At 70.9% G+C, this 24,732-nt stretch carries 5 protein-coding genes and 2 pseudogenes (1 of these 7 cut by a window edge); 5 read left to right on the forward strand and 2 right to left on the reverse strand.

The features are described 5' to 3' along the window. Positions 1-163 precede the first annotated feature (163 nt). Genes DI272_RS14925 through DI272_RS14935 form a run of 3 tightly spaced genes read left to right on the forward strand, consistent with a single transcriptional unit; the run spans position 164 to position 21,975 of the window. Complete coding sequence (locus DI272_RS14925; protein ID WP_109495844.1) at positions 164-18,223, forward strand: hypothetical protein; 18,060 nt, start codon at positions 164-166, stop codon at positions 18,221-18,223. Next, positions 18,220-20,904 (forward strand): right-handed parallel beta-helix repeat-containing protein, encoded by a 2,685-nt coding sequence (locus tag DI272_RS14930; protein ID WP_109495845.1) that lies wholly within the window; start codon positions 18,220-18,222, stop codon positions 20,902-20,904. Before DI272_RS14925 ends, DI272_RS14930 begins: the two co-directional genes overlap by 4 nt. Before the next feature lie 39 nt (positions 20,905-20,943). Further along, on the forward strand, positions 20,944-21,975 hold the full coding sequence (locus DI272_RS14935) for an RICIN domain-containing protein (protein ID WP_109495846.1): 1,032 nt from the start codon (positions 20,944-20,946) through the stop codon (positions 21,973-21,975). Positions 21,976-22,010: 35 nt separating this feature from the next. On the opposite strand, the gene DI272_RS14940 is transcribed toward DI272_RS14935, so the two are convergent. Further along, complete coding sequence (locus DI272_RS14940; protein WP_109495847.1) at positions 22,011-23,408, reverse strand: hypothetical protein; 1,398 nt, start codon at positions 23,406-23,408, stop codon at positions 22,011-22,013. 195 nt (positions 23,409-23,603) lie between these two features. On the opposite strand from DI272_RS14940, the gene DI272_RS14945 reads away from it, so the two are divergent. Continuing rightward, complete coding sequence (locus DI272_RS14945) at positions 23,604-24,359, forward strand: dienelactone hydrolase family protein (protein WP_109495848.1); 756 nt, start codon at positions 23,604-23,606, stop codon at positions 24,357-24,359. A 36-nt stretch (positions 24,360-24,395) separates the two neighbouring features. Here DI272_RS14945 and DI272_RS14950 read toward each other — a convergent pair. After that, positions 24,396-24,611: pseudogene (locus DI272_RS14950) on the reverse strand (glutamine synthetase); the annotation flags it as partial. On the opposite strand from DI272_RS14950, the pseudogene DI272_RS14955 reads away from it, so the two are divergent. After that, positions 24,586-24,732: pseudogene (locus DI272_RS14955) on the forward strand (alpha/beta hydrolase) (its annotated part continues 273 nt past the right edge of the window); the annotation flags it as partial. The pseudogenes DI272_RS14950 and DI272_RS14955 sit on opposite strands and share 26 nt — an antisense overlap.

Here is a 24,732-nt window from a genome sequence, read left to right on the forward strand (position 1 = left end):
CACCGACGGACGATACGTGTGTTTCCGGCATGTGTTGCCGACCTGTGTGTCCGACCCCAGCGCGGACGCGGTAGTACTCACATTACGATGAAGAGATACATGTGAACCAACCGCCCCGATGCGCGGTGCGCCATGGGGTTGTTCGACGGTACGGAGAGTGCACATGCCACGGCCGCAGGACTGGAGTGCGCTGGGCATGCACAGCGACCCCACCCCCGGCGATCCGCAAGCCCTTGACTCCCTCTACCAAGGTCTGCGGGACACCGAGCATTTGGGCGAGGAGATCACCAGTGGCCTGAACCGCGTACTCGACCAGTCGGGCAACGGCTTCATCGGCAAGACCGCCGAGGCGGTGCGCGAGAAGATCGACGGACACCTCAAGCAGTTCATCGACGCCATCGGAAAGTCCTTCTCCATCGCGGCGGACGCGACCTTTGCCTACCGGCAGGCGCTCATGGAGGCGCAGGAGAAGGCCGACAAGGCGCAGGTGGCAGCGCAGGGGCTGGCCAAGGACGACCCGCAGCTGGCCGACCACAAGGCTCAGGCGCATGCCGCGCAGGACGACTACCGCAACGCGGTCAGGCTGTTCGAGCAACGGATGCGGGACGCCGGGCACGAGATCCGGCAGCCCATCGACGGCTGGCACCTGTTCCTGAAGAGCCTGGGCATCCTGGAGATCATCCTGGCCATCGTGGGCGCCATCTTCGGCGGCTGGATCGGCCTGCTCGCCTTCGGCCTCGGCATGGTCGTGTTCATCAGCTCTCTCGTCGACTACGCCCAGGGCAAGGCAGGTCTCCTGGACGTCGTACTCTCCTTCGTCGGCATCCTCTTCCCCTCCACCAAGGGCCTCAACGTAGGCGCGTTGGCCAAGGGCCTCTTCAACGCGCTGAAGAACCTGCCCAAGACGCTCTCCGCGGGCCTGACCAGCATCGGCGGCGGCCTGGCCCACATCCTCACCACCGGCATCAGCATCAGGGGCGTCTTCACCTCGGTGACAGCGCTGCCCGGGCTGGTCCTGCGCGGGCTGAACGGACTGGCCAACCTGGCGATGAAGGGCGTCAAGATCACCGCCTCCGGTCTGAAGCTGCTCGCCAACACCTTCCGTACCGACTTCCAGGTCGCCACCGCCGGTATCAGCACCACGCTCGGCAAGGTGGCCGTCTACCCCATCAGCTTCGGCGGACGGCTCGTGCTCGGCGCTGTGCTGCCGGTGGACTTCTTCGAACTCGGCGTCGGTTTCAAGGGCGCCTTCAAGATGGGTTTCGGCACCCGGTTGCTGTCCCCGACCGCGCATCTGCCGCAGTCGGCGCTCGGCGGCGGCCTGCACATCGGCGCGCTGACCGGCGGACACGGCGGGATCACCGGGCTGCCAACCGGAGTCTCGTTCGACGGCTTCGGCCACGGCGCCCTGCAGGGCTTCAACCCCGGCGGGCTGCACGGCCTCAACACCGGCGTCGACGCCCAGTTCGGCGGCCTGCACGGCATCGGCCTGGGCACCGACATCGGGGGCGTCAACGGGGGTCTCAGCTCGCTGCCCTCGCTGAACGGGACCAGCCATCCCGGCTCCGTCGGCAACCTGATGGCGAACGCGGGCGGCCTGGACTCCGTCGACCACCTGACCGCCTTCGACCACGCCACCGGCTTCCAGCGCACCAACGCCGGACTGCTGGAGCCGCTGCCCACGAGCCTGGGCGGTACCGGCCTCGCCGGCGCGCACAACCTCTCGGATCTGAGCGCCGCCGGCCTGCACGCCCTGCGGGGCGACCTGACGCCCTCCGGCACCGGTCTGAACGCGTCGCTCAGCGACGCTCTGTCCTCGGTGCGGGTCGCCACCGGTCACGTGGAGGACTTCCACGCGCTCGGCATCCCCGAACTGCGCAGCATCGTGGACGGCGACATCTCCGGCATCCGGATGACGCACGACGGCATCAGCATGCAGGTCGGCGCCCAGAGCGGCACGCCGACCACGCTGCACGTCGACTACCGCGGCACGGCCGTCACCAACGGCGAGGGCAAGCAGGTCGTCGTCGCCCCCGAGGTGCACGAGGCCATCGGGACCGCCGACATCATGGCGGCCCACGGAGCCACCCACGGTCTCCAGACCCCGCCCCCCACCGCGACGACCGGCCACGTGACGACGGACGTCAAGACGGGCACGGCACCGACGGCTTCGGGCACGACCGATGTGAAGGCGGGGTCGCCGAACACGTCGATGGCGACGGTGGATGTGAAGGCCGGCACGCTCGGGAGCACACCTCTGCCGACGGACGTCAAGGCGTCGGCGGTCGAGGTCAAGGCGGGTGCTGGTGTTTCGGCGTCCGGCGTCGAGGTCAAGACCGGTTTCGGCGGTGCCTCCTCGGCCGGCGGTGACGTCAAGGCCGGCTCGGTGGGTGGCCTGTCCACGGAAGGCGCCAAGGGCGGTGGTACAGCCGGACAGTCTGCCGGGGGCGCCAAGACAGGCGTACGGGATCTCGACGGGCTCTCCGGCGGGGCCAAGGGGACGGGTGCGCCGGAGCGGCTGGTCGAGGAACCCGTATCCCCCTCGGTCACCGCGCAGGGCGACCACCTCGGGGTGTCCGCCCGTGCGGATCTGGACCTGCTCGGTCAGCGTGAGGGCACCGGTGACACCGCGGGCGCGGCTGCCGCGACCCACGTCAAGACCGGCGGCGCATCGCCGACCGGTGCCGTACGTGTGCTGGACGACGGCTCGGGCGCGGTCGTGGTCGGCGAGCACATCGCCCTGCGCCCGACCCCGACCCCGAAGCCGGGATCACATCAGCCTGGTGGCGGGCCGGCTCCGCTGAGCAAGTTCGAGGCGGTCACCGGTGGTGTTACCGGCAAGACCGGCGCGGAGCGGCTGACCGCCTGGAACGAATACGAGCTGGCGAGCGCCGGCGTCGCCGACGCCAAGCGGCAACTCGACGCGACGGGCGGCAAGATCGGACACCCCTCCGAGAACATCGACCAGGCCGCCGCCAAACTGGACCTGCATCACGCCGAGAGCGCTGTGGACGCCGCCAAGGTCAAGATGGCCCGGCTCGGCATGGACGCCGCCACCATCGAGTGGCATCTCGACAAGCTGGGCATACCCGGACCGCGTCCGAGCCGGCTTCTGGAAGGGCCCGCCCCGGCGCCTCACGAGCTGTCGTCGGTGAAGCGTGCCGACGCGGCGCCGGAAGACGAATTCGAGGTTCCGCCGTCGGTGGGAGTGGACCTGGGGGCGCACCCTTCTTGGAAGGCGGCGCGGGACGGCGCCGTCGCGCGGCCTGTGTGGGGCCGGGACTGGGTGGACGCGGTGTCGCACCCTGGTCGTACGGAGCCGTTCTCGGGCCCGATCCACAGCAACGCGCACGCGCCGCGGTACGTGGTCCGGGCCGGATTCGACGTGCGGACGTTCCGGGTGGACGGGCACGCGGTGTCGGATCTGACGGTGCGGGTGAACCTGTCGGCGTCCGGCAGGCCCGCGACCGAGGTGGACGCGCTGTGGGAGCGCGCGCTGTCGGGTGTCGGGGATGTCTTCAACCGGCCGGGCTATCTGCTTCCGGACGGGAGCGTGCTGCATGTGACGTTGGAGCGGGCCGACGGTGTGACGGGCGCCCATCTGACCGTCAAGGCCGGGGATGCGGGGGCCGGGGCGCATCAGTATCACTGGCCGCTGGACGCCTCGGAGACGGACCTGGCCCATGAGATCGGTCATCAGCTGGGGCTGAAGGACGAGTACCGGGCCGCGGATGCCGGACACCGTCCGGACAAGGTCGGCTCTCTGATGGGTGACTACCTCGACGGTCTCACCGGCGGTGGTATGCGCGGGGTGTATCTCCACACCATCCAGGGGCATCTGAGCGACCTCGCCGCCGCCGAGCACGCGTTCACCGCACATGTCCCACCCAAGCCCTTCGACGGTGTGGCCCCTCAGGGCAAGGGCAAGGGCAGCAAGGCCAAGGCGGGCAAGGCGCCGCAGCCGCTCACGGGCGCCGAGCTGACCACCAAGCTCACGGATCCCGACCGGTTCGGTGCCGGAGGTGATTTCCGGTATGTGCACGACTACTACGAGCTCAAGCCGGTCGCCCAGTACGACGGCACGGGCAAGGGGGCGCTGAAGCCGGGTGAGGACATCCGGTTCGTCGCCACCGTTCCCGCGGCGGTCAACGACAAGAAGGACTTCCTGCTCGATCTCGCCAAGAAGTACGGAGCCTCGCTCGGGACCGGAACGGGCTGGGACGAGCGGGTCGGTCTCGTGATCGGCCTCAACGGACGGGCGGGCACCGAGGGGAAGATCCTCGCCAAGATCGAGGAGTTCGCCGCGCAGTGGGAGCGGGAGGGGACGTTCTCCGTCTCCGTCACGGGCTTCACCTGGCGTCAGCCCGACCCGAAGAAGATCACCCCAGGATCCGGCGAGCAGAAGGAAGTGCCGTACGGCGCGATCCGTGAGGCGATCGTCCGTGACGACCTGACCCGGGACATGATCGGCAAGTTCAAGTCGGTCGACGGCACCGGCGGGCAGGTCTATCTGCACATCGGGGACTCCGATGTGAAGGAGTTGGTGGTGGACGGCAAGCCCCTCTTCGAGCGGGCCGCCGGCGCCATCGACGATCTGAAGTTCACGCACGACAACGTCGTCCACCATCCTGAGGCCGTCAGCGGCGGATACAAACTGCCCGCCGGCGACACAGACAAGAGCCTGGCGGGGATGAAGGCCGCGGATCTCGATCTCGCGGTGCGCGACGGCATGGCGAAGGCCGATGCCAAAGCCGTCTACTTTCCCGAGCCCAACACGTTCGTACGGCTCGAGACCAGTGAATCCGACGGCTTCGAGAACGCGATTCACTTCGGTGCGATCGACAAGGGCAAGGTGGGCGGCAAGAACCACAACGCCTTCAAGTTCGAGGCGCAGGAGGGTCAGTACCTCCTGGACAACCTCATCGGTCAGCGGGCGCTGTCGAAAGCGGATGTGTGGAGCGCCCATCCGACGAAGATCGTCCATTTCGATTCGAAGCTGGCCCTGGTCACCGATGGGGACCGCATCGCGGACAAGGTGACGCCCGATGTGAAGACCTTCGCATCCGGACTCACACAGAGCCATGCGCACCCGAATACCTGGACCAAGCAGATCGAGCACTACCTGTCCGTGCACCATCCCCACCTGGACGACCCCAACGGCATGCGGGACATGTTGACGAAGGTGGCGTTCCACGGCATCACCATGGACGGGTCCCCGCTGACGAAGATCGGTGCGAACCAGCTGCTCAAGTCGCTCCTGTCCCCTCACGAGATCGAGGTGCTGAAGGGGAACATGCAGTTGGCGGGGCTCGCGATCAACACACGCAACGCCCTGGTCGACGCGGTCAACAAGATCCATGGGCATGGTGTGGGCGGGGTGGCCCCCAAGGCGCCGAGCCGTCAGGCACACGGGGCGCAGGCGGCGCCGGTTCCGCAGCCGGTCGTGGTGCACGGCCAGTTGACGCAGTCGACGGACGTCACGCGTTTCACCCCCGAGTTCCGTTCGTACGCGCAGCACTACGAACTGAAGCCGGTGGCGCAGTACGACGGTGCGGTGAGGGGGGCGTTGCAGCCGGGCAAGGAGACCCGCTTCATCGCCACGGTCGCCGCCTCCGCCGACGAGGTCAAGAACGTCGCGAGGGGCTCCGCCGGTCAGGCCGGGAACAAGTTGTTCGAGTTGGCGAAGAAGTACGAGCGGGCGTTGGGTGGTGAGTCCGGGCGGGGGGAGCGGCTGGGGCTTGTCATCGGTGTGAACGGTCGTCCGGGTACTGAGGGGGACATTCTCAGGGCGATCCGGGAGTTTCGTCAGAAGTGGGACCAGGAGGGCACGTTCTCGGTGTCCGTGACGGGGTTCACGTGGCATCAGCCTGATCCGGCGTTGCGTGCGGCGGGTACGCAGAAGGAGATTCCGTACGGGGCGATCCGGGAGGCGATCGTCCGTGACGATCTGACCCGCGACATGATCGCGAAGGTCGCCGGCTCCGACGGGCAGGTCTATCTGCATCTCGGCGACGACGACGTCAAGAGCATGACGGTCGAGGGCCGGCCGCTCTTCGAGAGCGCCACCACGGCCATCCACGAAATGAAGGTCACGTCGGATGCGACCGGGGGGCAGACCCTGTTCCCCGAGATCGTCAGCGGTGGCTACAAGCTCCAGGACAGTGCCGCCGCGACGAAGGCCGCCGACCTGGACCTCGCGGTGCGCGATGCGATGAGCCAGATCGACTCCCGGGCCGTGTACTTCCCCGAACCCAACACGTTCGTCCGCGTCGAAGCCGAGATCTACGGGGGACTTGAGGACCAGATCCACTTCGGCCTCAAGCAGGGCGACAAGTGGCAGTTCGAGGCCCAGGAGGGCAAACACCTCCTCGGCAATGTCATGGACGCACGCAACAACCCGTGGGGCACCGACGCGGCCAGGATGGTCCGGTTCAGGTCCGAACTGGCCCTCGTCACGGACGGTGGCCGCATCGCCAAGGACCTGAAGAGCGATCTCAAGTCCCTCATGGGCGGCCTCACCCAGAGCCACGCGGACAAGAAGGTGTGGACCGACCAGATCACCGACTATCTGCAGACGCATCACGCCGGTCTGCTGGCCGCCGACCCGAACGCCGCGCGCACGCTCGCCGACCTCGCCTTCCACGACATCAGGACCGACGGCTCCGAACTCGTCAAGCTGGAGGGCTCGGCGCTGGTCAAGGCCCATCAGGACGACATGAGGTCCTTTGCGCAGGCGTCGAAGTCCCTGCATATGCAGGAGCCCGCCAAGGACCTCATCAAGATGGCCCTCAACACCCGGAACGTCCTGGTCACCGAGATCAACAAACTCAACAAGCCGGCCGTGCACGGCGTCGCCCCGAGCGCCCCCGGTGCCGTGGCGAAGGCGGTGCCGGACGGGCACTTCGGCAGCGACCTGGCACATGTGGGGGGCGATCTGGCCTCGCACGGGTCGTGGAAGGCGGCACGGGACGCCGCCGTACCGAAAACCGTGCGCAACCGGGACTGGACGGACCCGATATCCCATCCCGGCCGCGCGAAGCCCTTCTCGGGGCCGATCCGCGACAACGCGGGGTTCACGCGCTATGTGGTCAAGGCCGGGTTCGACATCCGCACGTTCACGGTCGACGGGCACGCCGTGTCGGACCTGACGATCCGGGTGAAGCTCGCCGACGACGGCGTGCCGAAGGCCGATGCGGACGCGCTGTGGCAGCGCGCCGTGTCAGGTGTGGACAATCTGTTCAACCAGCCGGGACACGTGCTTCCGGACGGGAGCGTGCTGCATGTGACCTTGGAGCGCGCGGACGGCACGCTGAGCCCGCATCTGAAGGTGACGGCTGGTCAGCCGGGCTCCGGGGCGAACCAGGAGCACTGGCCGCTGGACGCGTCCGAGACGGATCTCGCCCACGAGCTCGGCCACCAGCTGGGCCTGCGGGACGAGTACCGGGCCGCCGACGCCGGCCATCGCCCCGACAACAAGGCCGGCCTGATGGGGGACTACACCGAGGGCCTCAACGGCAGCGCTGTGCGCTCGTGGCATCTCCAGATGATCCAGCAGACCCTTGACGCCTACGCCGACACCGGCCACGCCCTGACCGCACCTCTTCCGCCGCACTCCGTGGACCTGACGCCGGCCCCGGGACCCAAGGCGAAGAAGCAGGCGGCGGCACCCCCGCCGCCGGACCCGTGGACCAGCCATGTCGATCCCGGCCGGTTCGGCAGCAACTCCGACTTCAAGCAGGCATACGAGTACTACGAACTCCAGCCGGTGGCCCAGTACAACGGCGCCGCCAAGGGGGCGCTGAAGCCGGGTGACGACCTCCGGTTCGTCGCCACCGTCCCCGTGAAGGTGGAGGAAAAGGCCGACCTGCTGCTGAACGTGGCGAAGAAGTACGGGGAGTCGTTCGGGGCGGGACAGGGCTGGAACGAACGTCTGGGCCTCGTCATCGGCCTGAACGGGCGCGCGGGGAAGCAGGACCTCATCCTCGCAAAGATCAAGGAGTTCGCCCGGCAGTGGGAGCAGGAGGGCACCTTCTCCGTCTCGGTGACGGGCTTCACCTGGCGCCAGCCCGACCCCAAGAAGATCACCGTGGGACAGGGCGAGCAGAAGGAGGTGCCGTACGGGGCGATCCGGGAGGCGATCATCCGTGACGACCTCACCCGGGACATGATCAGCAAGCTCAAGCCGGCCGGAGAGTCGGAGGGGCAGCTGTATCTGCACATCGGCGACTCGGACGTACAGGAGTTCGCCGTCGACGGCAGGCCGCTGTTCGACCGGGCTGTCACGGCCATCGAAGGGGCGAAGTTCACGTACAAGAGCGACGGTTCGGTGCACTACCCGGAGGCGATCAGCGGCGGCTACAAGCTGCCCGCCGGGACGACCGAGAAGTCCCTGGCCGGGATGAAGGCCGCGGATCTCGACCTGGCGGTGCGCGGCGCCATGGGCACGGTCGACTCCCGGGCCATCTACTTCCCCGAACCGAACACGTTCGTACGCGTCGACACGGCCGCCTACGACACCCTCGACGACGGAATCCACTTCGGCGCGGTCGACAAGAGCAAGGTGGGCGGCAAGAACCACAACGCCTTCTCCTTCGAGGCGCAGGAGGGTCAGCACCTGCTGGACAACCTCATCAAGTCCCGGCAGATCACCAACCCGGCGTGGATCGAACACCCCGCTCAGATGGTGAAGTTCGACCCCGAGCTGGCCCTGGTCACCGACGGCGGGCGGATCGCCGACAAGATGTCCGCCGACCCGCAGAAGCTGATGTCCGGGCTCACCCAGAGCCATGCGCATCCGGGGACCTGGAAGAAGCAGATGGAGCACTTTCTGGCGCTCCATCACCCGGGTGTGGACCAGAAGAGGATGCTGGACATCCTCCACAAGCTGGCCTTCCACGAGATCGTCTCGGACGGCTCCAAGCTGACCCGGATGGACGGCGCCACCCTGACCAAGCAGGTGCTCTCCCCGGCCGAGTTCAAGCTGCTGAAGGGCCATCAGGATCTGGGCAGGCTCGCGGTCCGCACCCGCACCGCCCTGGTCGAGCACCTCAACAAGCTGAACCACCACGGCGAACACGCGGCCGTCCCGAACGCCCCCACGTCGAAGAAGGCGAAGGCGCCGACGACGGACAAGGCGGAGAAAGCGGCGAAGTTCGAGGCGAAGAAGCCGGACGAACGGCTGCAGAAACTGCTGTTCCAGAACGGGTACGCCACCGGCGACCAGTTCGGCGTCGCCGCCGCCCTGCACAGCGACCCCAAGCTGCATGTGCTGCTGATCCGCAACCCCTTGGACCACCGGGACCGCAGCGAGGACATCCGCGACTTCTACGTGGCCAGCGGCATCGACGCGGACCGCATCAGCGTGCGGGAGGTGAAGCAGCGCGAGAACGCCAACAAGCTGCGGTTGAACCATTGGCGGGAGATCAACGACTCCGTGCTCAGCAGCGGTGGTACGGCACCCGCCAGCAGGCAGATGGACGACTACGTCGTCTCGGTGAGCGCCGCCACCACCTGGGTCGGCAAACGCTTCAGCGCCGGGCTGCGCGACGACCTGCGGGCCGGCTGGAAGCTCGACGACGCCCACTTCACCCCCCAGTTGCAGGAGGCGGTCGGCGACTGGCTGAAGGGCAGGGGAGTGCCCGACGTGGCCGGGCGGGACGTCGTCGTGCTGTGGACCCGGTTCAGCGGCAAGCGCGGCGAGATCCACGTCGAGCACGACACCAGCCACACCGGCGTACGACAGATCCTTCAGGCCTTGCACCACCGCACCGCCGACCGTCCGCAGAGTCCGCTCGTCATCATCGCCGGAGACGCCTCCGCCCACTCCGGCCGGCCGAGCAAGTTCCCCGGCATCGCGACCGACTTCCGGGCCATCGGTCTGGACGTGCACGACCTCACCGCGTTCTGGAAGAACCCCGAGGGCCTGCACACGTGGGGCGGCAACACCCGCATCGGCCAGATGCGGCTCTTCGAGTACCTGAACCGGGCCAGCGACGGCCGGCTCAAGCACCTCGGCTTCCGCAGCGGCAACCTCGAAGCGATGGCGCTGTCCGGCCATCAGGTCCGCTATCTGGAGGAGCCGGGCAGCGCGGGCGGCGAGCGCATGGCCAAGTGGCACGAGATTCCTGGCACCGGTCGGACCGAGGGCAACGGCATGCCCCCCGGCTACGAACGCCTTGTCATCGAGCACCCGCCTACGCGCTCCGGCCAGATCACCGTCGAGGTGAGAGAGCTGAAGCACGCCAAGAAGGCCGAGTACGACGGCAAGGGGAAGAACCTTCCCCCGCACATCCAGGCGGAGCTCAACGACCTCACCCACGCCTACGAGCACCCCGGCTGGGTTCCCGGCGGCGGCGACCGCGCTTACGTCAGGAACCTCAAGCCCGTCGCCGCCCATCACACCAAGGGCTTCGCCGAGAACGACGTACACCGGATCGTCGACTACCTCACGGCCCCGCACCCCGGTGGGGCCGTGGACATCAGCCCCCACGCCCCGTCGGCCAGTCGCCCGGACGTGTCGACGACGAGCCACGCGGCCTCGCCGGAACCGGCCGAGGCTGCCGGTGGCAAGGTCCAGGAAGCTCCTCCGGCGCCGCAGCCGGTGCCGCAGGCCCCGCTCCGGATGACCGTCTCCCGTCAGATCGGCGGAGCCGACCGGGTGCTGCCGTCCCAGGAGGCCACCACCACCGTCACCCGGGACCTCGTCGCGCACTTCGACGACGTGCTCACCCCGGCCCAGCGCGACACGCTCCGCGCCGACCTTCAGGCGCAGCTCGGCCGGGAGGTCTGGCCGTCGCTGTCGGCGATGACCCGCGGGGAGACCCGCACCCTCACCGTGGACGTGGCCGGCTTCAGCGGCGACATCACGGTGAGGGCCGAGGTGACGAAGGCGGAGCCGGACGGCGCTTTCCAGAGCCTGGAGTTCGAGGACGGCAGCGAGTCCCTCGTCCGCGACGGCTTCCAGCGCGAGACACGGTCGGTCGTCACCGCCGGTGTGCTCGTCAAGGGCAAGGCCGCCGCACAGACCGATCTGACGGGGCACCTGTCCTCGAACTGGTCCCGCACCGAGTCGCACCGCATGACCTCCAGCGGGCGCCTGTTCAGCCGTACCAAGACGCCGGAACCGGCGCTGAAGCTCGAGGTCGAGGTCCGGCTGGAGTTCGACGTCTCCGCCGTGAGCGGCCCCTCCGGCAAGCACCTCGGCCCGGGCGCCGCCGACGGGGCGCGGGCCGGCCGGGTCGAGGTGTCGGCGAAGGTGCCCGTGGCCGTCGCCGAGGCGGATGTCCGCCCGTCGGCCGACACGCAGCACTACCTGCCGCCGGCCCGGGTCGAACAGACCCTTGCGCTGGGCGGCATGGACACCGTCCGCGACCTGTTCCTCGTCGACGCCGACGGCGTACGCGTCTCCGGCAGCCTGCACCAGGCACTCCTCGGCAGCGGTGCCGACCCGCACTCGCTGGAGGCGTACGGCAAGCGGGCCTTCGGCGACCGCTGGCCCGCGGTACGAGAGCTGGTCCTCGACCGCATCGGCTCCCTGGACTCCCTGCAGTACCGGCTCAAGGGCATGACGGCGGGCGAGGCGCTGGAGATCGACCTCGGTCCGGACGCCGGCAGCCTGCTGGTCACCGCCGAGGTGACGACGATGAAGCACCTGCGCAACACCGAGAAGACCGAGTTCAACACCGGCTCGGACGTCACCCGGGTCTACACCCACACGCGCAGCTCAGAGCACGGTGTACGGGCCACGATGCAGGTGCAGAGCGCCGACCTGCACGCCGGGCCGACCACGGTCACCGGCGTCGGGCACGGCGAGTTCGACCGCGAGGGCGCGCTGCTGGTGCAGGAGTCGGTCCGGACCGGTACCGCGGTCAAGATGAAGGTGCCCGGCGCCGTCTTCGACGGAGTGGCCACGCTCTCCTTCGTCCACCGCGCCGACCCCCTCGGCGCCCCGGCCCACGGCGCCCCGACGCCGGCCCACGGCGCCCCGTCCACCGCGAGCGCTCCGCACCCGGCGGTGGACACCCCGACCGGCGGACGGGCCCAGCTCGGCTTCCAGGTCCTGGTGGACGCAGCCGACGCCCGCCCGGTCGCCGAACCCGGCGCCTTCTCCGCCGCCACCCGGCCCCAGGGCCCGCGCCGGATGACGGCTCCCGCCCTCCAGGAAGGCGACCACGCATGGCGGCCCGCGGCCGGGGTGTGGGACGGACTGCCCTCCCACGCGGTCGTGCTCGACGTCCTCTCCGGTGAGGAACGTGCTCTGGGCGCCGCGCAGTCGCCCCGGCTCACCGACCTCGTGGACGGAGCCGGCCGCGAACACTTCGGCGCCGACTGGGCCGACGTACGCCCGGCCGCGCACGACATGGCCACCCGCGAACAGCTCGCGGCCACCCTGCCCCAGCTCACCCGGGGCACCACCGCCCGCAGCACCCCGCTGCCCACGCCCCTGCGCTCCAACGCACAGCTGAGTCTGAGCGGGCGCCTGGAGTCGCTGGAGTACGTGCGCACCCTCGACGCCGCCGAGATCAACCTGCTCAGCGATGTCGCGGACGAGACGGGAGGCCGTCTGGGTTCAGCCTTCGGGCATGGACAGTTGGCGCAGGGCGGCGTGCAGCCGGAGCTCGGCAGCGACTTCACCCTCGCCGTGCACGCCCCCGGCGGCGGCATCGCCCACCGGTCCCGCACCGCCGACGGGGTGTCCAGTGGGCACAGCAGCGTGGCCGCCGCCAAGTACCCCAAGCCGATGACGGTGTACATCGCCACGGTCGGCGTCGAGGCGCACATCGGACGTGTGGGGGAGAGCGCGACCCACGGCGGCCGAACCGACGTGCGGTTCGTCGTCGCCCTCCCGAAGAGCCACACACAGCGGTACGAGGTCACGAAGGAGGCCGCGGGCACCCAGGTGTTCCACCGCCCGAACACCGTCACGTCCACCCGCCCCGCGCCCGCTGGGACCGAGCTCAGCGTGCGGCCGCCGCTCCGGGTGGCCGACTCGGGGCGGATCGGCAACGGCGATGCCGTACTCGAACTGCCCGGCGACCAGGTCGTCAAGGAGCTCCGGCGGCAGCTCGCGGACACGTTCGGGGAACGCTGGGACCAGGTCGAGGGCGAGGTGGCGCAGTACTTCGACTCGATCGCCCTGCAGCCCAGGACCGCCGGTCTCACCGCGGGCGACACCTGGGGCGGCAGCTTCCGCGCCGGGCCGGTGACCGCCGACATCCGGATCACCGCGGCCGACGCCCGGATGACCGAATACCTGCGCGTCGAGAAGGACTTCGAGTTCGAACAGGGCACGGAGTCCGCCGCCGCAGCGTCCGTCCAGAAGGACTCGCATGCGCGGCGCACCCTGTGGGAGCGCGCCGGATTCAAGGCCCCGCACGTCACCTTCACGCTCGGCCATGTGCGCCACAAGGAGTCCGTCGCCGGTCACGGCACCGACGTCCGCGGCGGCGTCGTCGCCAAGAACAAGACCGTCGAACCGGCGGCCGTGTTCAAGGGCGAGGTGACCTACACCGTCGAGGCGAAGGTCTCCCACGCGCTGCCGGGCCGGGGCGGAGAGCGGACGTTCACGGTGACCAACGACGGCGAATTCGCCTTCCCCGTCCGTGACCTGCCCACCGACCCCACGACCGGCGCGGCCCTGCGGCCCGAGCAGTACCGCCGGGTTCCCGACCGCATCGCCGACTCGCTGCGGCTCGGCGCCGAGGACGTCGTCCTCGATGCCCGTCCGGTGCGCGGGGACGCGGCCGGAACCCGACTGGTGGAAGACGTACTACGGCAACTGGACCCGAACGGGCCGAAGTTGTTCGGCTCCGCCGCCGACTGGAAGACGGCCCGGGCCAAGCTCGCGGAGCGGCTGCCCGCCTCGGAGTTCCAGCGCCGGCTGAAGTCGATGATGGCCGGACAGCCGTGGGTCGTCCGGGTGAACGGCCGTGAGCTGGCCATCCGCGCCAGCGTGAAGGAGATGACCCACACCGCCGACACCAAGGCCACCGAGTTCAACTCGGCCACCGTGGGCGGCACGGGCGGCGGGCGCACGGAGAACGGACTGAACGGCCCGCAGATCACCTCCGACGGCACCAACGTGACCGTCGTCGGCACCTCCGACCCGATCGGCGGCTCACCCGCCGAGGTCTTCGGCGGCGGCACCCTCGCCCACACCACCCAGTCCGAGCACCTCGCCGACTCCTCCTCCGGCATCCGCTCCGCCGCCGGAACCAAGACCAAGGTGCCCGGCAGTGTCTACGACGGTGTGGCGCGGCTGCACTTCGAGGTCCGCGAACGGTGGCGGCCCTTCGGGCGCGGGGTCGACACCCATGTGCCGAAGCAGGCGATCGACCAGCAGATCAGCTTCAAGGGGCTGCGCGAGGACGTCGCCGACCGGCAGCGGGAGGTCGACGAGGCCTCGGCGGCCGGCCGGCCGCAGCGGGAGATCGATGCGCTGGAGACACGGCTCGACCAGGCCAAGGCCTCGTTCGACAAAGCGCTCACGGACCAGAGCACCCGCATCCGGGACGCCATCGACGCCCGCCGGACCGGCCGGGGGACGCTCGGCTTCGCCCCGATGACCAAGCGGACCTTCGGGGTGCGGGTACGCGGCGTCGGCGAGGCGGAGATCGGCTTCCAGGCCCTGCTCCCGAGTGCCGACACCGTCAAGGTTGCCGCACCCGACCGGGCCCGCTTCACGGCTCCCGAACTCGGCGTCGGACGGCCTCAGCCCCCCAAGCGGCCGGGTGTGGCCCCCGCACAGGTCGAGGTGCCCAGACCGCCGGAGTCGTTGCTGACGCACGGCATGTCCGACGGGCAGCTCGTCCGGGACCTGCCCGACGTCCAGTCCCTGCGGGGGCTGCTCGACAACGAGGGCAGCAAGGTGTTCGGCAGCGCCTGGTCGGACGTCACCCGGACCGGGCAGCGGCGCGGCGAGCTGGTGATGGGCGGCTTCACCAAGGACCGGCTGATGGCCGCGCTCCCGGAGCTGACCCGTGGGGGCGAGCTGCGCAGCGAGTCGTTCCGGGTGCACGGCCGTGAGGCATGGGTGTCGGTCAGGGCGGACCTGCTCGGCCTGACGCACGCGCGCCCCGAGCCCAGGGCCGAAGTCGCCCTCGCCGCCGAGAAGACCTATGTGTTCGGCCGACGCGACCTGCATTCGCGGCAGTTCTTCCTGCTGGGCCAGGCCGGCGCGGTCGCCGGCACCCTGGAGAGCAAGCTGGGAGCCGCGGTGACCTTCGGTGGCGGCTTCCGGCGCCGCACCCGCGGCGACCGGTTCACGGGCGGCCGCACCTTCACCAACGCCAAGATCCCGACGCCGCTCCAGCACTACGACGGCCACGTCGAGTTCACCTTCACCTTCCACCACGGCGGCACGCGCACCGAGGCCTCGGGTGTCGTCCCGGTCGGCGTCTCGGTGCCGTCGGCGCAGATCACCGAACGCGTCGTCGTCGACCAGGGCCATGTCTTCACCCGGCCGACGGAACAGGCCGCCGCCCGCCCCCTCGACAAGGGCAAACAGCCGGCCGCCGCCCGCCCCCTCGGCACGGGCAGACAGCCGGCCGAGTCCACCGTGGACGAGCACGAGGCCATCGACGCCGGCGCCGCACTCAGTGATGCCCGGCGGCTGCGGGCCGAGGCCGAGCGGGTGCTGAGCGAGCTGAAGGAGCGGCAGGACACCGGCGTGGGCGGCGTCGCCGACGGCGACGGCACCCGGCGAGCGCTGGCCCAGGCGCAGTTGGAGCGGGCCGAGGCCGCCGAGAACCTGGCGGAGGCCCACTGGTCCGAGGTGACAGGCGGCAGGCCGCTACCGGTCCCGGTCAGCCGTGAGGGGGCCGTGCCCGGGCTGGGCGGAGGCGCGCCGCACTGGTCACGGTCGCCGAGAGGCGGTGTGCCGTCCGGCTCCCCGGCCCCCGAGGGTTCCGTCGTGTCCGTCGAGCACATCCCGTCCGCCAGCCACGTCGTCTTCGACACCGACGACGGAGAGGGCTACGCCTTGGTCCCCGGCGGCCCCGACCTGACGGTGGCGCACTGGGTGAGCGACCCGGCGTCCGCCCACGGCCGGCCCGCCGACCCGGCCACCGGCCAGGAGGCGTACGCGGGGGACATCGCCGTACAGCGGCAGTTGCTGGACCAGGCGCTGACGGCCGCCGAGGGCACGTCCCAGCTGAAGAAGGTGCTGGAGCGACAGGCGACGTCGTTCGAGGAGGACGTCCGGCTGTTCCGCGTCCTGGAGGAGCGGACGTCGCTGCGGGAGCTGGCACCCGCTCAGCTCGTCACGGTCGTGCTCGCCGAACGGCGGGCCCTGCGCACTCTCTCGGCCGACTGGGACCGGCTGGCCGACAACCTGCTGAGCGCCCGAGGCAGTTGGCGCTGGGCCCGGTCCTATCCGCTCGACGAGGAGAACCTCGGCCCGGTCGTCCAGCGGGTGCACCGGCATCTGCTGGCCGACCTCTCGCTGACGGTCAACATCGATCTCGGGGCCCGGGTGGGCGACGGCACGCTGCTGGACGCGATGACCGGCGACGAGCGGCTGCTGCGCAACGTGTGGGAGGTCGTCCCCGGCTACTCGCGGTACTTCGAGCGGCGCGGCGCCGCCGAGGAGGCGATGGGCTACCCCGCGAGCGTCAAGCGGACCACCCACGCAGCCGGGATCTACCCGCCCAGGCCCGGCCTGGACGCCTGGGACGAGTCCTTCGCCCCGACCCCTGCGGACCGCGCGGACCTGCCGAACTACGCCGCCCTCACCTCACAGCACCGGCCGCGCGGCCTGGGCCTGTACGGCAACGCCGTCTTCCACCTCAAGCGCGAGCTGCTGGAGCGTGCCACGTTCACCCCCGGGGACAGCTTCAGCCCGGGGCGGCAGGGCGCCCGCAGCATCACCGGCTCCGGCAACCTGCTGCCGCTGCTGAACCACGGCCCCGACCGAGTGGTCCGGCTCGCCTTCGCCGAGGCGACCGGCTTCCGCTACGACGAGGAGTTCCGGCTGCTGCGGGACGCCGGGGAACTGGAGCGCCATCTCGTCGGGTTCTTCGAGGTCCAACTGCATGGCGGGGTGCGCTGGGAGGACGTGGAGCGGGTCGTGCTCGTCCGGGAGGGCGGTACGCCGGCGCACCAACAGCAGGCGCGGCTGGAGCAGTTCGCCCAGGAGGCGGGGCACGGGTTCACCGTCGAGATACTTGAGCCCGGAGCGGTCAGGCCGACCGCCCTCGCACCGGACACACTCACCGGGGATGGCACACTTGTGTCAGCACACACCGGTGCTGCCGCATCGGGCAATGTGTTCACATCGCACACTTCGGTGACGGAACCGACACCTTCCCGGGATAGGGTCGCCACCGAAACACATGCCACTGTCGAGGAGGCGGCCGTGCCGGTCAGGGAACCTGAGGCGGCAATAACGGCACACCCGGACCCGGCGGAGGCGTTCGAGGCCGTCCGGCAGCAGTTCCCCGACGCTCTGGTGCACACCGGACACTGGACGATGTGGGGCCACGACGGAGACACACCGCACACCTCGGCGTACGCCATCGAGAACGACGCGCTCGGGCTACGGGGTGTCTTCGTGCCGCCGACCGCGGACGGAGGGGTCGGAGCCTGGCACTGGCAGCTGCCCGGACACCGCGGGCCGGTGGCCGTGACGCCCCTGAAGCTGCCGACCTCGGCGACAGCGCACAGCGCCGCCCCCACGCCCGCCCCGATCACCGCCGACCCGGCGGACCCCCTCATGTCGGAGCTGGCGGCCGCGCCCTGGCGCGCCGGCCTGCACTGGCGCGCGGACGACGAGGAGCTGTACGTGTTCGGACCCGCAGGGGCGGAGCACCCCGCCGCCGTCTTCGCCGACGGACTGCGCCCGCCGGGCGACCACCTGGTCCACGTCGCGGCCCACGTCGGCACCGGCGACACCCCGGACAGTGCCTGGCTCACCGCCACCCGCACCATCGACTGGCTGCGCGCACAGGCCACGGCCGACCCGTCCCGCGGGGAGGCACTGCTCGCCCACTACGGCTGGCGGTACGACGTCGCCGCGCCGGGCGGGGTCGACGTCGCCGCGACGCTCGACCTGGCCGCACCCCACCCCGAGCGCGTCGAGGTGCTCTTCCCCGGTGGCGTGGACAGCCGCCACATCCGCGGCGCGCAGCAGTTGGAGGGCGGCCGACCGGTCGGGCGCTATCTGACCAACCCCGGGTTCGTGGAGCCCGGCACACACCCCACACCCACAGAGGGAACCGAGAAGTGAGTCCCGCCATCCATCACGTACGGCCGAACGCGCGCCGCGGCGCGTTCCGTACGGTCGCCGACGCGATACGTGCCGCGGACAACGAGGACGAGATCCGGATCGCCGCGGGCGAGTATCCCGAACGTCTGCTGATCGACCGCGCGGTGACGCTCGTCGCGGAGGACGGGCCCGGCACGGTACGGCTCACCCCGGTCGCCCCGGGGCTGCCCGCGCTGGAGGTGTCGGCCTCCGCGACGCTCAGCGGCCTCACCGTGCTGGGCGCGGACCCGTCCCGGCCGCTGGTGCTGGTGACGGCGGGTACCGCCGAGCTGCGGGAGTGCGACGTCGCCGGCGGCCGGGTGGAGGCCGTACGCACGGCCTCACTGCGGATCATCCGCAGCGTGATCCGGGAGGCGGAACTGGCCGGCGTGCACGCCGACACCAGCGGCGAACTGTGGTTGACCGGCACCCTCGTCACGAACGTCGAGGGCACCGGTGCCGTCGTGTCCGGCACCGCGACCGCCCACCTCACGGACTCGACCGTGCGCTCGGTCAGCGGCTCCGGCATTCGGGTGAGGGGCGAGGCCACGGCGGTCATCCGCCGTTGTGTCGTCGAAAGCACCGGACGCAACGGACTGCTCGTCGAGGAGCAGGCGTCCGTGGTGCTGGACGAGTGCCGGCTGAAGGATGCCGCCGCCGAAGCCGTACGCGTCCTGGGGTCCGCCCCTCGCGCGGAGGACGACGGGGGCGGCGGAGTGCGGATCACCGGCGGAGAGGTCACCGGGGCCGGTGCCGCCGGGATTCTCGCCGCCGGGACCGGGGACGTGCTGGTGTCGGCGTGTTCCGTCCGGGACAGCGGTGCGGCCGGGGTGTCGGCCGACGGCAGCGCACGGCTGGAACTGGTCGACTGCCGTATCAACGGCTCAGGCGCCTGCGGGGTGATCGTGCGCGGTTCCGCCCGCGCGGTCGTCACCGACACCACCGTGCGCGGCGCGGAGGGCAACGGCATCCTGGTCGGCGAGCGGGCCGAGGCCCGCATCACCGGCGGTACGGTGCGCGAGACCGCCTTCAGCGCCGTGCACGTCGGCGGTGAGGCCACGGCCGAACTCGTCGCCCTGCGCGTGGCCGACACCCCGGAGCACGGAATCGGCGCCGCCGAACGCGGCCGGCTGACGCTGGAGGACTGCCAGGCCGCCGACTGCGGACTGTCCGGGCTGCATCTCGACGGATACGCGGTGGCCACCGTCGACGGCATGACCGTACGACGCGGCCGTAACGGCGTGACCGCCCAGTCGCGTGGTGAGGTCCGCGTCCGGGACGTGCGGATCACCGATGTCGATCGCGCCGGACTGACCTGCGGCCCCGACAGCGCCCCCGAGTTCACCGACTGCCGGGTCAGCGGCGCGGGCACGGCCGGTGTCGTCGTCGCCGAGAAGGCGGCACCCACACTCCGCGACTGTGCGGTGTCCAACACCGTGGGCTCTGGACTGGTGGTCGCCCGGGACGGCGATCCCACGGTGCTGCGCCTGACCGTCAAGGACACCGGCAAGAACGGCCTGTTCGTCGGTGAGGGCGCGAAGGGCCGGTACGAGGAGTGCGTGCTGTCGGCCACCGCGTACCCGGCCGTCCATGTCGCCGCCGAGGCGCGGCCGGTGCTGCGCGACCTGCTGGTGACGGACACCGCCGAGGACCTCAGCGTGGACGAGGGTGCCGAGCCCGAGGTGACGGGCTGTGCCGCACGGGACGTGAAGAAGGCGGTGTGGCCGGCCCCCGGCACCTCCGCCCCGGGATCCGGCCAAGCCGTCGGTACGGCAAGGCTCGCGGTGGCGGGCCCGCAGGGGACAGCGGGCGGTACGGCCGAAGCGGGCGACGCCGAGAAGGACGTACCGGAGGAGAACCTCGAGGACCTGCTCGCTGAACTGGGCGTGCTCGTCGGCCTGGAGCGAGTCAAGAACGACGTCTCATCGCTGGTGAAGCTCATGCAGATGGTCCGGCGCCGGGAGGAGGCGGGGCTCGCGGCGCCCCCGCTCAGTCGGCACTTGGTCTTCGCCGGCAACCCGGGCACCGGCAAGACGACGGTGGCCCGGCTCTACGGCCGCATCCTCGCCGCGGTCGGCCTGCTCGCTCGCGGCCATCTCGTCGAGGCCGACCGGTCCTCCCTGGTCGGCGAATACGTCGGCCACACCGGCCCGAAGACCCAGCGGGTGTTCGAAGAGGCCATGGGGGGCGTCCTGTTCATCGACGAGGCGTACTCCCTGACCCCGGCCGCCGGTTCCAACGACTTCGGCCACGAGGCCATCGCCACCCTGGTGAAGCTCATGGAGGACCACCGGGACTCGGTCGTGGTCATCGTGGCCGGATACCCGGACGAGATGGAGCACTTCATCGACTCCAACCCCGGCCTCGCCTCCCGTTTCAGCCGCACCCTGCTCTTCGAGGACTACGACACACCCGAGCTGGTGAACATCGTCGAGCACCATGCCGAACGCCACCAGTACCGGCTGACGGACTCCGCCCGTGAGGCGCTCGTCGCGTACTTCGAGGCGACACCGCGCGGCGAACGGTTCGGCAACGGCCGTACCGCCCGCCAGACCTTCCAGGCCATGACCGAGCGCCAGGCGTACCGGGTGGCGGAGATGGCGGCTCCCGACGAGACCGACCTGATCACGCTGCGACCGCAGGACCTGCCCGAGTGGCCCTGACCCCGACCGCCCACGACCCCTGCATCCGGAGAGAGTTACATGACGACATCCTCCTCATCCGACGGGCCCCAGCCGCCGGGCCCGCAGTCGCCCTCGCCCGACGAGGAGCCCCTGCCGCCGACCGGTGAGACCCGGTCCATCAAGGAGACGCCGCTGGTGCGCCTCTCCTCCGGGACCTCGGTGCCCGGTGGTCGGTCCTTCGCGGCCGACTTCGCCCGCCGCCACTACTTCTCCGGCGCCCGGCTGCTCAAGCCCGGCCGCCGGGTGGCGATCGCGCTGGCCGGGGTGACCGGTCTGGCGGTCGTGGGCACCGGCGTGGTCGCCGGGATCGCGCGGCTCGGCGGCGACGACACCGCACAGGCCGCGGCCACCGTCCAGGCCACCGACAAGACGTCCAGCCCGTCGAAGGACCACCCTTCCGCGGACTCCACCCACCCCTCCAAGCAACCGTCGAGCAAACCCAAGGGGCACTCCTCGGCCAAGAAGGACGGCTCGTCGGCGCAGGACGCCGGTTCCGGGCTGCCGGTGGAAGCCGCCCCGCCGGGCGCAGGGAGCGGCGGCGGTGCCGGTGGTGGCGGCACCGCACAGGGCAGCGACACCGGAAGCGGTACGACGGGTTCCGGCACCCAGTCGACGCCGAAGCCGCCGAAGACGACCACCACGTCCGGCGGATTCACCGGCAAGCTCCTGTTCAATTTCTCCTCCAGCCGCTGCCTGGCCACCCAGGGCGGGTCACGGGCGGCCGGCACCCAGACGGTGCTCGCCGACTGTGACAGCAAGGACCCGTCGCAGGGCTGGACGTTCCCCTCCGACGGCACCATCCGCGACTTCGGCGGCACGATGTGCCTGGACGTCTCCGGCCTCGGCGACGGCGCCCTGGTACGGCTCGCGAACTGCTCCTCCTCGCGCGCCACGTACCAGAGGCTCGTCCTCAAGGGCTCCTACGACATCGTCGTCAACGCCAACCCGGATCTGTGCGTGGACGCCAAGGACAAGAACACCGCGGCCGGAACCGTCCTTCAGCTGTGGAGCTGCGCCGGCACCGCCAACCAGAAGTGGCGTACGGCCTGACGCGTCGTACGGCCATGGCGTCCTGGGTCGAGGACCTAGGACGCCATGGAGAACCGGTGCCGGGCGGAGAACTCGAGCAGGCGCTCCCGGTCCCGGGTGCCGAGATCGCCGCACGCGTGGACCACGACCCGTTCCAGGACGTTGGGCTCCAGCCGGCCGAGCAGGGTGTCCAGCGCGGGCCACAGGCAGTCGGCGAGCGGCCGGCCGGGCACTCCCAGGTCGACCGCGACGGCCTCCGCGACGGGCGGACGGAGCAGGGCGAGGAGGGGCGGCTCGGCGTCGCGCGGCCCTAGCCACAGACCGGCCGGGGTCACGACGGCCTTGCAGTCCGCGCAGTCCGCGCAGTCCGCGCAGTCCGCGCAGTCCGTGTGGTCCGTGTGGTCCGTGCAGTCCGTGAAGTGCATGCAGTCCGCGGGCACCTGCCATTCCGTCACCCGCGGGGACCGGACGCTCTCGGCACCCTCGGCACCCTCGGCACCCTCGGCGCTCGCGGGGGAGCAGACCACGGTGCGGGCGAAGGGGCGCCACGACGGTCGGCCGCGGGAGTCGGTCAGCCACAGCTCCACCGCCGCGCCGCCCGCCGAGGCGCCGTCCGGGGTGGAGCCGACCGGGGCCACCGGGGCGCCCACGGCCACGTGGACGTCGCTGTCCAGCAGGTCCGCCAGTTCCTCCCCGAGCCGCAGCAGCGGCTGCCCGTCCAGCGACAGCAACCGGAGTGCCGCGCGCACGGGTTCGGGCAGGGCGGCCATCACCACGGCGAGGACGGCGGCGGGCACCTGAGGGGAGGCGAGGATCAGCTGCGGCCGGTCGCGCTCCGGTGGGATCGTGTGCGGCCGGGTGTGAGCGGTGACGGGCGCCGGGCCCGCGGGCCGGACGGCGAGGCCGGACGGAACGGGCTCGACCACATGACCGGCCACCGTCTGCCGGCCCAGTCGCCGTACGGCCATCTCCCAGTCCGGGAGCGGCAGATGGCTGCTCACCCGCCGGGCTTCCGCACCGGGGGAGAAGTGCCACCAGCCGCCGGAGGCGCCCGGCAGGTCGGGGGAGAACAGGGTGCCGTCGGCGGTGACGAGCGCGGTGCCGGCCGCCGCCAGCACGTCCAGCCCCCACCGTTCGCAGATCAGCGCGGCCGCCGAGGGGTGTCCTCCGCTCTCGTGGGCGCCCGCGGACATCACCAGCGTCAGGAGCCGCACCTGCGCATCCCGGATCGAGTCCAGGCTCGGCGCCAACCACTCGCACAACGCCTCGGCACCGTCCTCGTGCAGCGGCGCGCCGACCACCACGAGGGCCTCGCCCGGGCGGGCGGGGGAGAGCCGTCCGGCGAGCTCGGTGAGCCAGTGCGGCGGCCGGGCCCCGTGGTGGACGAGGTGAATGCGGTCGCCGGCCCGCGAGACCGTCGGGGACGACGCGGTGTCGGGGTCGTGTTCGGTCACCGTATGGCTCCCACGGGGACGACGGCCGCATGTGAGCGTGCCGGATTCGGCTGCTGGCCGCACATGTGCAATGACGCATGTGAGTCTACGCGCAATACACACGTGTCCAAATTGTCGGCGCCACCGGGAATCGGGACCTGGGCGCAGGCGTTGCCGACGTGTGAGTGAAGACCCAGATCAGAGAGGCTCACCCCTATGAACTCCGTGACCGGAACCCTCGTGGACATCCCCACCGCCGACGGCCTCGCCGACGCGTATCTCACACACCCCGACGACATGGAGGCGCACCCGGGTGTGCTCATGTACCAGGACGCGTTCGGGGTGCGTCCGCATCTGACGGCCATGGCCGACCGGCTGGCGGCCGCAGGCTACACGGTGCTCGTCCCGAACGTCTTCTACCGGCACGGGCGTATCCCGGTCGTGGAGCTGCCCGAGTTCATCGACATGGCGGCCCGGCCGGACATCGTGGGGAAGGTCGTCCCACTGATGCAGGCGCTCACACCCGAGCTGACGGAACGTGACGCCGAGGCCTACCTCGGGTGGTTCGCGCAGTCGCCGCTGGTCACCGACGGGCCGGTGGGCATCACCGGGTACTGCATGGGGGCGCGGCTCGCGCTCTACACGGCGGGCACTCACCCCGACCGGGTCGCCGCGGCGGCCGGATTCCACGGCGGCGACCTCGCGAGCCAGGCACCCGACAGCCCCCACCTGCTGGCCGGCCGGATCACCGCCGAGCTGTACTTCGCGCACGCCGACGAGGACCCCTCGATGCCCGAGGAGCAGGTCCGCCGACTGGAGAAGGCGCTCGCCGACGCGGGGATCAGGCACCGGTGCGAGGTCTACGCGGGCGCCCATCACGGCTACACCCAGTCCGACACGGCGGCCTACAACCCGGAGGCGGCCGAGCGGCACTGGACGGAGCTGCTGGCCCTGTTCGGCCGCGTCCTCTGAGCAGCCTCTGCGCGAGGCTGCTCAGAGGACGCCTGGTGGGCGCCGGTCCTCGATGTGTCCCTTCTTGTCGATCTCGACCTGGAAGGGGATGCGCACGGAGGCGCCCCGGTTGGAGACGCCGTAGCTGAACTCGCTGAAGCGGGCGGTCTCGTGCTGCCCGGTCGGCCGGTGCTCGACGCCGGAGCCGTACTGGCGGATGTGCTCGGCGGGCTTGTCCCCACGGCCGAGTGCCTCGCATGCCGCGATGAACGCCACCCGCGGCGAGGAGCCCGGCGTGCTGACGATGTTCCCCGACACCGCCGAGGAGGCGGGCGCCCTGGGCGGCGAACACGGCGTCGAGGGCTGGGAGTACTACTGCGGCGCGCGCGGCTAC

This window comes from Streptomyces sp. Act143 (genome assembly GCF_003143935.1).
GTDB lineage: Bacteria > Actinomycetota > Actinomycetes > Streptomycetales > Streptomycetaceae > Streptomyces.